The sequence below is a fragment of the Aerosakkonema funiforme FACHB-1375 genome (genome assembly GCF_014696265.1).
Taxonomy (GTDB): Bacteria; Cyanobacteriota; Cyanobacteriia; order Cyanobacteriales; family Aerosakkonemataceae; genus Aerosakkonema; species Aerosakkonema funiforme_A.
The window spans coordinates 1-12,206 of the sequence record NZ_JACJPW010000172.1; the positions used below are offsets into that span (position 1 = coordinate 1).

The 12,206-nt window shown below is 47.1% G+C and carries 11 protein-coding genes; 10 read left to right on the forward strand and 1 reads right to left on the reverse strand.

Annotated elements, in window-relative coordinates; all coding sequences use genetic code 11:
• The coding region (locus tag H6G03_RS37615) for a hypothetical protein (protein ID WP_206756668.1) at window positions 1–194 on the reverse strand (194 nt) is incomplete at its 3' end.
• Between the two features lie 25 nt (window positions 195–219).
• Between H6G03_RS37615 and H6G03_RS35155 the strand changes: the two genes are divergently transcribed.
• The 10 genes from H6G03_RS35155 to minE all read left to right on the forward strand — a co-directional run bounded on the left by H6G03_RS35155 (window position 220) and on the right by minE (window position 12,119).
• The gene (locus H6G03_RS35155; protein ID WP_322112030.1) at window positions 220–3,525 is read left to right on the forward strand and encodes a Calx-beta domain-containing protein; all 3,306 of its coding nucleotides are present in this window, start codon (window positions 220–222) and stop codon (window positions 3,523–3,525) included.
• A gap of 43 nt (window positions 3,526–3,568) precedes the next feature.
• Window positions 3,569–3,718, forward strand: a complete 150-nt coding sequence (locus H6G03_RS35160) for a hypothetical protein (protein WP_190475221.1) — start codon at window positions 3,569–3,571, stop codon at window positions 3,716–3,718.
• A gap of 85 nt (window positions 3,719–3,803) precedes the next feature.
• Window positions 3,804–4,862 carry an NAD(P)-dependent alcohol dehydrogenase gene (locus H6G03_RS35165; protein ID WP_190475224.1) on the forward strand — a complete coding sequence of 353 codons (1,059 nt, stop codon included), beginning with the start codon at window positions 3,804–3,806 and terminating at the stop codon, window positions 4,860–4,862.
• Window positions 4,863–5,602: 740 nt separating this feature from the next.
• Window positions 5,603–6,340 (forward strand): hypothetical protein, encoded by a 738-nt coding sequence (locus tag H6G03_RS35170; RefSeq protein ID WP_190475225.1) that lies wholly within the window; start codon window positions 5,603–5,605, stop codon window positions 6,338–6,340.
• A gap of 397 nt (window positions 6,341–6,737) precedes the next feature.
• Window positions 6,738–7,388, forward strand: coding sequence for a hypothetical protein (locus H6G03_RS35175; protein WP_190475227.1), 651 nt, complete (start codon window positions 6,738–6,740; stop codon window positions 7,386–7,388).
• A 12-nt stretch (window positions 7,389–7,400) separates the two neighbouring features.
• A complete protein-coding gene (locus tag H6G03_RS35180) occupies window positions 7,401–8,078 on the forward strand; it encodes a hypothetical protein (RefSeq protein ID WP_190475229.1) in 678 nt (225 codons plus the stop codon).
• Complete coding sequence (locus H6G03_RS35185) at window positions 8,075–9,397, forward strand: four-carbon acid sugar kinase family protein (protein ID WP_190475231.1); 1,323 nt, start codon at window positions 8,075–8,077, stop codon at window positions 9,395–9,397. Before H6G03_RS35180 ends, H6G03_RS35185 begins: the two co-directional genes overlap by 4 nt.
• A 582-nt stretch (window positions 9,398–9,979) precedes the next feature.
• Window positions 9,980–10,789 carry a septum site-determining protein MinC gene (minC, locus tag H6G03_RS35190; RefSeq protein ID WP_190475233.1) on the forward strand — a complete coding sequence of 270 codons (810 nt, stop codon included), beginning with the start codon at window positions 9,980–9,982 and terminating at the stop codon, window positions 10,787–10,789.
• Window positions 10,790–10,921: 132 nt separating this feature from the next.
• Window positions 10,922–11,731 (forward strand): septum site-determining protein MinD, encoded by an 810-nt coding sequence (gene minD / locus H6G03_RS35195; RefSeq protein ID WP_190475235.1) that lies wholly within the window; start codon window positions 10,922–10,924, stop codon window positions 11,729–11,731.
• Window positions 11,732–11,822: 91 nt separating this feature from the next.
• Complete coding sequence (minE, locus tag H6G03_RS35200) at window positions 11,823–12,119, forward strand: cell division topological specificity factor MinE (protein ID WP_190475237.1); 297 nt, start codon at window positions 11,823–11,825, stop codon at window positions 12,117–12,119.
• The last annotated feature ends 87 nt before the right edge of the window (window positions 12,120–12,206 follow it).

Genomic DNA, 12,206 nt, shown 5'->3' on the forward strand with positions numbered 1-12,206 from the left:
CAGCCTTTTTGCCTTACTTCCTTATCTAGTAAGCTTTTGAGTGATTTCGGCTTCTCAAATTTTTGGTTTTGATAAGCAAAATTAATCACACTAAGTACGGAAGAGCCAGTCAATCCGCCAACTGTTAGTATTAGCGCTTCTCCCACTGTAGCGACGGAAACTGGCACAGCAGGAACTTTTACGATCGCACGCACGGGTGACGCTAGCGCTGCTTTGAGTGTGAATCTGGCGATCGATTCTAGCAGTACCCTGACTAGCAATTCTGGCGGAACTTTCCCAATTGACTACAACTTTAGTGTTGCTGGTGGTGGCAGTATTTCTGGCACGGGTACAACTAGAACTTTAATTATCCCCGCCGGACAATCGTCTGTAGATTTAACTCTCACCCCAATTAACGATACTCACGCCGAGGCAGATGAAACGCTAAAACTCAATTTAGCAACAGGAGATTACAGCATCGATGCGGTTAAAAATACTGGCACGGTGACTGTTGCTGCTAACGATACGGAAGTCATCAATCTTAATGACAGCGTAAATGATTATAAGCTCACAGAAGGTTCATTGCGGCAAGCATTGCTGAATGCGATTACTTTTGCAGGCGCTGACACCATTACCTTCAGCGGTGCGGGTGCATCGGGAACCATAAATCTAGTGGATGAACTGCCAAATATTACGGGTAGTAATGCCAATAACACGACAATTGATGGCCCTGGCGCAAATATCCTCACCGTACAGCGGAGTGCAAATCCGGGAACGCCCAAGTTTGGTATTTTTACGTTTACTAACGTCACAGGTGCGATCGATGGTTTAAAGATAGCAAATGGCGATCGCATCGGTGGTAGTCCCACTAACGGTGGCGGTATCACTAACAATGCAGGCACGGTAACCATATCCGATAGCATCATTTCTAACAACAAAGCATTAATTGGCGGTGGTATCTACAACTACGGCACGATGACGGTGCGAAACAGCACTATCTCCGATAACTATGCGAGTTCCCAAATTGGCGGGATCGCTAATGCTGGCAACAACGGCGATGTTCTGACAATTATTAACAGCACCATTTCCGGTAATAAGGCAGAAGGTCGCTACGGTGGGATTGCCACTGCCAATCTTGGCACTACGATGAATTTGTTTAATAGCACCATCTACAACAACTCGGCAGGTATCGGTCAAGGTGGTGTTTATACCAACGGCACAGCAGTATATGCCAAAAACACTATTATTGCTGGAAATATTGCTCCTTCCGACCCAGATTTTAGCGGCACTCTTACTTCTGAGGGTTATAACTTAATCGGCAATTCTTCCGGCGCTTCGATTACGGGTAACACTACTGGCAATATTGTCGGCACTCCCGGCACGACCATTAACCCCAAACTCGATCCCTTGCAAAACAATGGTGGTTCGACTCCGACTCACGCTTTGCAATCTGACAGTCCTGCTATTAATGCTGGAGATCCGAGTTTTGCACCGCCGCCAAATACCGACCAACGAGGTACGGGATTCGATCGCGTTTTTGGGGGTAGGATAGACATCGGTGCTTTCGAGTCTAAGCTCACACCCGCGCTACCTCAGTTAAGTATTAACGATGTCACTGTTACCGAAGGAAATTTCGGCAGCGTTAGCGCTTTCTTCACGGTAACTTTATCGAGTAAAAGCAGTTCCAGCGTGTCGGTAAAGTACACCACCGCAGACAATACCGCTGTAGCTGGATCGGATTACAGTTTTAGCACGGGCACTATCACCTTTGCACCCAACGAAACAACCAAAACCATTTTCGTTCCCATCCAAAGTGACACCGCCTACGAAACCACAGAAAAGTTTGCCGTCACCTTGAGTAATCCCACCAATGCCGAAATTAACGACGGTGTAGGCGAAGGCACAATTATCGACAACGATAATTTTCCGACCATCACTATCAACGATATCACCGTTACTCCACCGAAAACAGGTACCGTTGATGCTGTCTTCACCGTAACTTTGTCAAATCCCAGTAGTTTTCCCATCTCGGTAGACTTCGCCACTGCCAACGATACGGCAACAACTCCAGAGGATTACGTAAATAGTTCCGGTAAACTGACTTTCGATCCCGGCCAAGTTAGCAAAACCATTCCCGTACAGGTCAAAAGTCCACCTCCACCGCCTACTCCACTCCCAAGCGAGATCCGGGGTACGAGTTGGAACGATAGCGATAAAGACGGCGTGCGAGATTTGGGAGAACCCGGACTGGCAAATAGGACTATCTTTTTGGATAAGAATCAAAACGGCATCCTAAATGCAAGTGAGACATACACTACAACTGATGCTAACGGCAATTATGCTTTCACCAACTTGATGCCGGGGGGTTATACTGTGGCCCAACTAAGCCAGGTTGGTTGGACTCAAACTTTCCCCAGCAATAGTTCTCCTTCACCTAGCGTTTTAATTCCTGTCAGCAACCGACGCGACCAAGTTTTCGATCCGACACGGAACTTACTCTACATCACTACCAGCGATGGCAAAGTGCAAAGATACAATGTGGTGACTAAAACATTGTTATCAGCTTTTAATGTGGGTACTTCGCTAAATGGTGCTGATATTACGCCTGATGGTAATTTCTTGTATGTGGCGGAAAATCAAACCAGTGGCGGACAAGGTTTCTTTCGGAAAGTCAATCTTAGTAATGGCGCGGTAACGAATATTCCTTATAATCTCGCTTTCGGTGAAGCGGGTGCTTGGGATGTTGAAATTGCTGCTAATGGTAAGGGGTTAGCTACCACCGACTACAGCGGTTCGGGTTGGACGCCACTGCGGGAACTCAATACAGCTACCGATACTTTATCGATCAGAACAGATGCGCCCGGATCGGGGTTTGGCGAAGTCAGGCAACGCACGCACATTTCTCGCAGTGCCGATCGCAGTTTCTTCTTTTTAACAGAATCGAATATATCCAGCGGCCCCATATTTACCTACGATCCGAATGGGGAAGGACAAGAAAAATTTAATCTCAATTTGAGCAATGCAACTAACGCCAACATTTTGGACGATCGAGGTGTGGGTACGATTAAGGCTGACCAATTTCCCAGTAAAGGTGAAACAAATACTTTCCACAGTAATGCTTTGTCCTCACTAAATCGCGATGGTTCGCTGATTGCATTGGAGTCTTATCCCAGCGACATAGTTATCCGCGATAAAAGCTTGAATCCTGTTAAAACGCTGACAGGATATGAAGGTGGGATGGTGTTCGATTCCAAGCGGGATATCCTCTACGCTGCTAACGTTAGTACCGATCGAATTGTGGCTTTTGATACTAATAGCTGGAATCAGTTATATACCCTCAACATCGGAGAAAATATTAATGGCGACGATTCTTTTGGTTGGAATTTTGGCAGTGGGTTAATGTCAGTTAGCGATGATGGAAAGTACCTGTTTATGTCAACGCCTTCCGGCGTGCGAATGTTCGATTTACCCCAACTCGGTAGCCACGCTGTCACGCTTGGTTCCGGACAGGTTGTGAATGCGATCGACTTTGGTAGCTCTGTATGATTGCTTTCCCGTAAAGGTTAATCGATAATACGAAGCTAAAGCAATGAAAAATGATTCCAGTTTCCGATCGGGATTCTGGATTTTTTTTCAAGAGTCGATCGAGCAAGAGATTCGCCGACTGACAACCAAAATGGTGTCAAAGCTAACCTTGCGTGTTAAAAAATTTCCATCCCTACCGATAGAGCAGGGATAAACGCTCAATCTCTACCATTGGGATAGCCACCAAAATGGCATCAAGCGAAGGAATTAAGAAAATAGACATCTAGGAGCATCAATCTATGTATAACGCCAAGGCTTACTCTGCTGCCAGTGCGACATCACCCCTAGCCTCCGATACGATCCCCAGGCGAGATCCCACCGAATACGACGTACAGATCGAAATCCTCTTCTGCGGCATCTGCCACTCCGACCTCCATTCAGTGCGTAACGAGTGGAGCAGCGCCATGCCCACTGTCTACCCGATCGTTCCCGGTCACGAGATGGTCGGTCGCGTCACCAAAGTCGGCTCGGCAGTTACCAAGTACAAACCTGGCGACAAGGCGGCGATCGGCTGTATGGTCGAATCGGATGGAACCTGCCCCCAGTGTAAAGCTGGCTTTGAGCAGTTCTGTCCAAACCTAACCCTTACCTACAACTCTCCAGACAAGCACCTGGGAGGCGTTACATACGGTGGCTACTCCGATAGCATCGTCGTCGATGAACGCTTCGTTCTGCGCGTCCCCGACCACCTCGATCTCGCTGGAACCGCCCCACTCCTGTGCGCCGGAATTACAACCTATTCACCCATCCGCCACTGGGGTGTCACCAAGGGCAAGAAAGTTGGCGTGGTCGGTCTGGGCGGACTGGGACACATGGGCGTGAAGTTCGCTCGTGCGTTCGGAGCCCACGTCGTTGTCTTCACTACTTCACCTGACAAGAAGGAAGACGCGCTCCGCCTGGGAGCCGACGAAGTGGTCGTCTCCCGCAACACCGACGAGATGCAAAAGCACGCTGGCAGTTTCGATTTCATCCTCGATACCGTCTCTGCTAAGCACGACATCGATGCTTATCTTAACCTGCTCACCCGCGACGGCAACATCACTCTTGTCGGCGCACCAGAAAAGCCTCTGGAAGTTTCGGCATTCAGCCTCATCATGGGTCGTCGCAGTCTTTCCGGCTCAAACATCGGCGGCATCGCCGAAACTCAGGAAATGCTGGATTTTTGCGGCCAGCATAACATTACCGCCGATGTTGAAGTCATCCCCATTCAGAAGGTCAACGATGCCTACGAGCGACTGCTCAAGTCTGATGTGAAATACCGCTTCGTAATTGATATGGCATCCCTGAAATCTGAATAACCGAGGTTCTACCTCGAACGGCTAACAATGCAAACGCGCAAACTTGGAAAAAGTAACTTAGAAGTCTAGGCGATCGGGCTCGGCTGTATGGGAATGAGCTTTTCCTATGGCCTGCCCAAAACAGCCAGGAGATGACCATTTTTTGAATTCAAAATTCAAAATTCAAAATTCAAAATGCTTGCATTAAAAAGAGAACTGATGCGTCAATTAAATAATTCGGCGTACAGGCTCCCACTGATTCTATGAATTAGTGGTCTAAATCAGTGGCGGGTTTCAAGCATCCACTGATTGTCATGCGTGAATCGATCGTTCACAATTTTGCAAAAGGGTAGCGCTTCTGAAGGAGAAATGATATTTGCAATAGCCGCTCTTTTTTGCCGCTCTTTTTTATACAGTTAATGGTTGGAAGAGCTAGCAAGTAGCAACAACCAGATAAAATGGGTTGAGGAGGTGCGATCGCATCCATTCTATCCCTCATTCCCTTCCCCCCACTACAATAAACATCTCCTCCAAAAGAATCTCGGCAGGCAGGATGCCTACCCGACAAGAATTTTTGCAGATGTCTAATGGTTAAAGGGAACGATCTGCCCAAACCAAACTCTACAATCAAGTGCGTTCGCATCCCCACAGACAATGCCGATCGAATCCTAGCATTGAGTTAATGTATTAAACTGGATGTAATATTATTCATCTCCCCCTCTCACACCCTGGCTTTTGCTTGCATATGGGAGTCTACAGCTATGAAATCCAGTGTTCGTGACTTTGAGATAACTAATAACGACTTAAAAGCTTTGACTGGTTTAGATAAGGATGATGTCTTGCTAGGAGGAACAGCTTTTACCGTCAAAGATTATTTCTTGAATCTTGTGAATGGAATTTTGTCTGCCAAGTTAGAAGCACCCAGAAAAGAACTGACGCTACTGATAGTGTTATGGTTATTCTCCGTGTATATTGTAGGTACTTTATCTGTACTGATTTTTGAGCGCATTATCCCCATTATTCCAGGTTGGCTGAGCAATATTATAATTGTATTGGCAGCAGTTATAACTAGCCTGACAGTGCGATGGTATTGGCTCCAAAAGTATGTTACCCCATTTGTAGGGAGCTTGGTCAAACAAGCAGAAAATTACAATCAAGTTGTTGGGGATATGCGTGCGATCGACAATCGGGAAGACGAAAATAAACAAAACTTAAATTTAAGGGATAGGCAGAAAGTAGTTGAAGCGATGGAACTGGCAAGATACGATTTGGTAAGAGCTTTTACAATCGAGAGAAAGTTCAGAAAAAATAAAGATTATGTCGATACAGAAGATGAATTATCGATAAGTAATGTAGCCACTTTGTTGCAATTGCGAGTCAGCGATCCAAATAGCGAGTATGCACGATTGCTTAATGAAACGTTACAAGTGGCAGTCAGAACGCAAGAAGAAATGAGAAAATTAAGTGGGTTGCACGATCGGCACTTAATTCAACCGTGAGCGATCGCACCCCAATCCTGGCAGTAAAAGCAGTAAAATAGTCGATGTGTTGAGCTTACTCTGCCACTCCCAGCAGTTGAAGCAGGAACGCGGTTACTCCCTTCCCGCTCAAAGAATATGTATTGCATTAGGGGGGAGTGGGGGAGAAAAGAACAACAGGTAACTTGCGATCGATCATCTTACGGCGGGAAGGGAGTAAACGATCTACCATTGATTTGGAACGCCAACACTAACCTGACCATCTCAGGCATATGTTAAAAAGCTCACATCTTGCACCCGGTCAAGAAACCGGGTTTCTTGCAAATACATAAACCTGAAATCCTAAATTTTTCATTAAGAAACCCGGTTTCTCAGGTCTTCGTCTTAATTCAACCTACAAGTTAAAGAATATACAGCCGTGCGACCAGATTTACAAGGATTGGAGATTACTAAAGGAGAACTGAAACACTTAAGTGGCGTCAGCGCCAATGCTGTCATCAGACCTCCCAAACTGCGTAAGTTTTTATCAGAAGTTCTTCATACCCTACTGCTTATATCGCTAATTTCCGTTAGTAATTTTATCCTGATTCTCGCTTTCCCAGACCATCGTTTGGTTTTAATTGCTATCCATGCCTTTTTCGGTGCGGTGTTAGTCATTCAGGATATTATCAAAATATTTTTAAGCCTAAAGCATCGCCATTTTATCAATCTTATAGATGATGTGGAACGCTTCAACATCACAATCAAAGGCATAGATATTAACGACCAGATAGAAGCTGCCGGAAATCCCGGTGTGCGTTTGCAAGATAGAGAGCGAGTAATTCAAGCTTTGAAACTAACGCGGGAAGATATAATTCGCGCCTTAAAAACAGAGAAAGTTCTCAGAGAAAACGAACAATTTATCAAAATAAACCCAGAATTATTTGCCAATAACTTGACAGCTTTAGCAGCCTTGCAAGTAGACGAACAAGCAAGCGAATACGGACGTTATTTAAACGAAGCATTTCAGATCGGTTTGAGCATACAAGACGAAATGAAAAAATTGCAAAAACAGCATATAACTGAGTAAAAGGAATTGCTTGTGCGAGCGGATTTACAGAGCTTAGAAATTAGCAAGGGAGAACTGAGGCACTTAAGCGGCATCGATCCGGATGATGTATTCAGACCATCGATGCTGCAAGATGCTGGCAAGCGATTGAGTTTTTTGGTTAACGAAATCTTGATTGCGATCGCTCTCACTCCGATCGTCGTTGGAGGGCTTTATACCTTTATAATTTTGCCAGCGATCGGCCCTTCCATTTATGTAACCATCTTGCTGCTAATTATCGTGCCAATTTCTATTTTGGCTGGCAGGTGGTTTTGGTTAAAAAAGCACAGCCCGAAATTGCTTGTCAATTTACTCGACGATATCGATCGATATCATGCCGTACTCACAGCCATAGATATTAGCGATCGCCTCGAAATAGCAGGTTCTGCCAACACCAGTTTAACCGACAGAAGCCAAGTGATCCAAGCCCTAAGATTGACGCGAGAAGACTTAATCCGCGCCTTGATGAGCGAGAAGATTTTGCGAGAAAATAAAAACTCGATCGCCGCCAATCCAGAATTGTTCAGCAATAACTTAAGATCTCTAGAAGCGATGCAAGTGAACGATCGCGCAGGCGAATACGGGCGTCTTCTCAACGAAGCATTGCAGATCGGGATCGGCGTACAAGCAGAAATGCGAAAATTGCAAAATCAGCGTTCGCGTTCACAATGACAACCAAACCCAAAATTATAGTCCTAGACGATGACCCCACCGGTTCTCAGACAGTCCACAGCTGCTTGCTGCTGACGCGCTGGGATGTCGAGACATTGCGACTGGGATTGACTGACGACTCGCCCATCTTCTTTGTACTCACCAATACCAGGGCGCTTACCCCAGAAGAAGCCGCTGATGTGACGCGGGAAGTCTGCCACAACCTCAAATTAGCATTAGAATCTGAGCAGATTCAGGATTTCCTCGTTGTCAGCCGTTCCGACTCCACCCTGCGGGGACACTACCCAGTCGAAACCGATGCGATCGCCGCAGAACTCGGCCCCTTTGACGCTCATTTCCTCGTACCAGCCTTTTTTGAGGGAGGAAGATTCACCCGCGACAGCGTGCATTATTTGATTGTCAACGGTGTCCCAACGCCAGTCCACGAAACCGAATTTGCCCGCGATTCCGTTTTTGGCTATCACCACAGTTATTTGCCCGATTATGTAGAAGAAAAGACAAAAGGCAGAATTGAAGCAGATGCCGTAGAGAGATTTTTGCTGGCAGATATTCGCAGCGGCAGTCAGGAAAGACTGATGAAACTGGCAGATAATCAATGTGGCGTTGTGGATGGCGAAACTCAAGCTGACTTAAATCGCTTTGCCGCAGATATCCTGACTGCCGCAAGTCAGGGCAAACGCTTCCTGTTTCGCAGCGCTGCCAGTATTTTAACCGCTTTGGCTGCTCTACCTCCGCAACCGATCGCCGCCGAAGATATGGCAAAATATGTGCGCGAAGGAAAACCGGGGGCAGTAATTGTCGGTTCTCACGTTAAAAAAACTACCGAACAGCTGGAACGTCTTTTGCAAGAGGAGGGAATAGTTGGCATCGAAGTTGATGTGTCTCACCTACTCGATGAGGAGGAAGTGCAACGTACCGCTTTGTTAGACAAAACGCTGAAAACTCTACAGGATATCCATGCTGACGGTAAAACGCCCGTAGTTTATACCAGCCGTCAGGAACTCACATTTAACGATACCCAGACGCGCTTGCAATTTGGTGTGGCTGTTTCCACTTTGTTAATGGATATCGTGCGCGGTTTGCCTGACGATATTGGATTTCTCATTAGTAAAGGTGGGATTACTTCCAACGATGTGTTGAGTACCGGTTTAGCCTTGACTTCGGCGCGTTTGTTGGGGCAGATTTTAGCCGGTTGTTCGATGGTGCGGACGCCAACAGATCATCCTCAGTTTCCCAATTTGCCGGTGGTGCTGTTTCCGGGTAATGTGGGCGATGCAGATGCTTTGGCTACGATTTATCGACGGCTTTCTGCAAAATAGTTCCTTGAAGAAACCCGGTTTCTTGAAGAAACCGGGTTTCTTAGCCGAGTCCGATGGTGGGCATTGCCCACCCTACCTGAGAAGTGAAAGCGCAGAAATTTAACGGAATTTTGATATAAGTCTGGGAATAAGTTTCCCGGGCGGTGTCGCGAAGAATAGAAAACATTGCTTTAGCTGTATTTGGTTTTGAAATCTGACGCTAGGTTATACTCTTACTGGTTGCTGACTAAGAGGCCACCTAAATTTTTAGGTCTACAAGTATGTACTCGGCAGAGATCGGGGAAGAACCAAACCTAGCTGGTCGCTATTGCATAAATCCAAGGTGCGGTTGTCGAAAATAAGTTTTGGTCTGTGGAAGGCGGACTGCTGCCTGTGAACGCTGAGTAAGACTTAGACGGGGTTTAGTCCCTGACTTGTGCAAGCAAGTTCCCAACAAAGCATCGGCGGATGAAACGGGAAACTCCGAAAACGAATAAGACCGTTCTAAACTAGCTATTATTGGAAGCGCCAACTATAACGCAGTTTAGTTGGAGTACTTCACTATAGTGTTATTCTGTCAGTTGCCGATCGCGCCAACTCCGCATGACTGTAGATTCTTCTGTTCCTCCCTCAGTCGAGACAATTCCCGAAAGCCCCCCAGCGCCAGTGCTGCCCTTACAAGTACATCTCAAGGGTGAAGATGGCAAGCTATTGTTAATCTTGCCGCCAGAAACACCCAACTCGGATGGTGCTGCGGCAGCTGCGATCGCATGGCCCGATCTTTGGCTACAGCTCAAGCAGCGTCTGGGCGCTGGCGAACGTTTCTGGGAACCGAATACACCAGTGCATTTAATGGCGCAAGACCGACTTCTAGATGGACGGCAGTTACAAGAAATTGCTAATGCCCTCTCAGAATGTCAGCTACAACTAGAACGGGTCTCTACCGGTCGTCGTCAAACAGCGGTTGCTGCGGCTACTGCCGGTTATTCTGTAGAGCAACAGTCAGTTGCAATTTCGTTCCTGAACAAACCGAATCCAAAACCGGGACAGGCACTGGCGGAACCATTGTACCTGCAAACAACTTTACGCTCTGGGGTAGAGGTTCGTCACCCCGGCACGATCGTAATTTTGGGAGATGTTAATCCTGGCAGTTCCGTTGTGGCTGATGGCGATATTCTAGTCTGGGGTCGTCTGCGCGGATTTGTTCATGCCGGTGCAAAGGGCAATGCCCAATGTCTAATTATGGCTCTCCAGATGGAACCAACTCAGCTGCGAATAGCGGATTATGTCGCTAGGGCACCGGAAAACCCCCCGGCTGAGTTTTACCCAGAGGTCGCTTATGTCACTCCCCAGGGAATTCGCATTGCGAAAGCTACTGGTTTTGTTAGACCCAATCTGGAAGAGAAGGACTAGGAAAGTCAAAAGTCAAAAGTCAATCATTTGGAATTTCTTCCCTCTCCCTCTTCCCTCTTCCCTCTTCCCTCTTCCCTAACCCCGACGCCCGACGCCCTAACCCCTAACCAAAATCCAAAATCCAAAATTAATATGAGTCGTATTATTGTTGTCACTTCAGGTAAAGGAGGGGTGGGAAAAACTACCTCTACTGCTAATATTGGCATGGCGATCGCATCTCGCGGTCATCAGGTTGCTGTGGTAGATGCCGATTTTGGTTTGCGAAATCTCGACTTGTTACTGGGTTTGGAAAATCGAATTGTCTACACCGCAGTCGATGTCCTGGCTGGTGAGTGTACTTTAGAAAAAGCTTTGGTGCGAGATAAGCGACAGCCCAAATTGGTACTTCTGCCAGCTGCCCAAAACCGCACCAAGGAAGCGGTAACGCCAGAGCAAATGAAAAAGCTGGTGACTGAGTTGGCAAAAAGCCACGAATATATTTTGATTGATAGTCCGGCGGGAATTGAGATGGGTTTTCGCAATGCGATCGCTCCCGCAAAAGAAGCTATCATCGTCACAACTCCGGAAATTGCCGCCGTCCGCGATGCCGATCGGGTAATCGGTTTGTTGGAAGCGCACAGCATTAAGCGCATTCACTTAATTGTCAACCGCATCAGACCGGCAATGGTGCAAGCTAACGATATGATGTCAGTGCAGGACGTTCAGGAAATTCTCGCAATTCCGATATTAGGTGTTATCCCGGATGATGAGCGCGTCATTGTTTCTACTAACCGTGGCGAACCCTTGGTTTTGGGGGGAACTAACTCTCTCGCCGCCACAGCTTATGGTAACATCGCTCGGCGCTTGGACGGCGAAAAAGTGGAGTTTCTCGATCTCGATGCCCCTTCTGATGGCTTTTTCTCCCGTATCCGCCGCTTCTTTGGCGGTAAACCCCGCAGTTAAAGGAGGGGGAGAGTGGAAGAATTACCAATGCCCAATGCCCAATCCCCTATGACCTATCCCCTATGCCCCATTTTTAATTTTGTCATCTACCATGATTAACGAACTTCTGGAACGACTTTTTCCTTGGACAACCGCTACTAACAGTCGCGAGGAAGTTAAGCGTCGCCTGCAACTGGTCATCGCACACGATCGCGCCGGTCTTTCTCCAGAGGCGATGGAAGCTATGCGTAAGGAAATCCTGGAAGTTGTTTCTCGCTATGTGGAAATCGACGCCGAGGGGTTGGAGTTTTCGGTCGAGAGTCACGAACGCGCTACCGCGTTGATCGCGAATCTACCCATTCGGCGGGTTAAGGTCGATTCAGAGGAAATTACCGAAAACCGTGCGTGAAAGCCCCTGGCTTTAGACATGGGGATGAAACGCACCTGGCGATTTTAATCGCCGTCAAGTCCCTGGTTTCCACTTCTGATTCTCAAT

Bases quoted from the DNA above. Each gene is read 5' to 3' on its own strand.
- H6G03_RS35165 (WP_190475224.1), top strand. From the start codon at position 3,804: ATGTATAACGCCAAGGCTTACTCTGCTGCCAGTGCGACATCACCCCTA.
- H6G03_RS35185 (WP_190475231.1), top strand. From the start codon at position 8,075: ATGACAACCAAACCCAAAATTATAGTCCTAGACGATGACCCCACCGGT.
- H6G03_RS35160 (WP_190475221.1), top strand. From the start codon at position 3,569: ATGAAAAATGATTCCAGTTTCCGATCGGGATTCTGGATTTTTTTTCAA.
- H6G03_RS35170 (WP_190475225.1), top strand. From the start codon at position 5,603: ATGAAATCCAGTGTTCGTGACTTTGAGATAACTAATAACGACTTAAAA.
- minE (WP_190475237.1), top strand. From the start codon at position 11,823: ATGATTAACGAACTTCTGGAACGACTTTTTCCTTGGACAACCGCTACT.
- minD (WP_190475235.1), top strand. From the start codon at position 10,922: ATGAGTCGTATTATTGTTGTCACTTCAGGTAAAGGAGGGGTGGGAAAA.
- minC (WP_190475233.1), top strand. From the start codon at position 9,980: ATGACTGTAGATTCTTCTGTTCCTCCCTCAGTCGAGACAATTCCCGAA.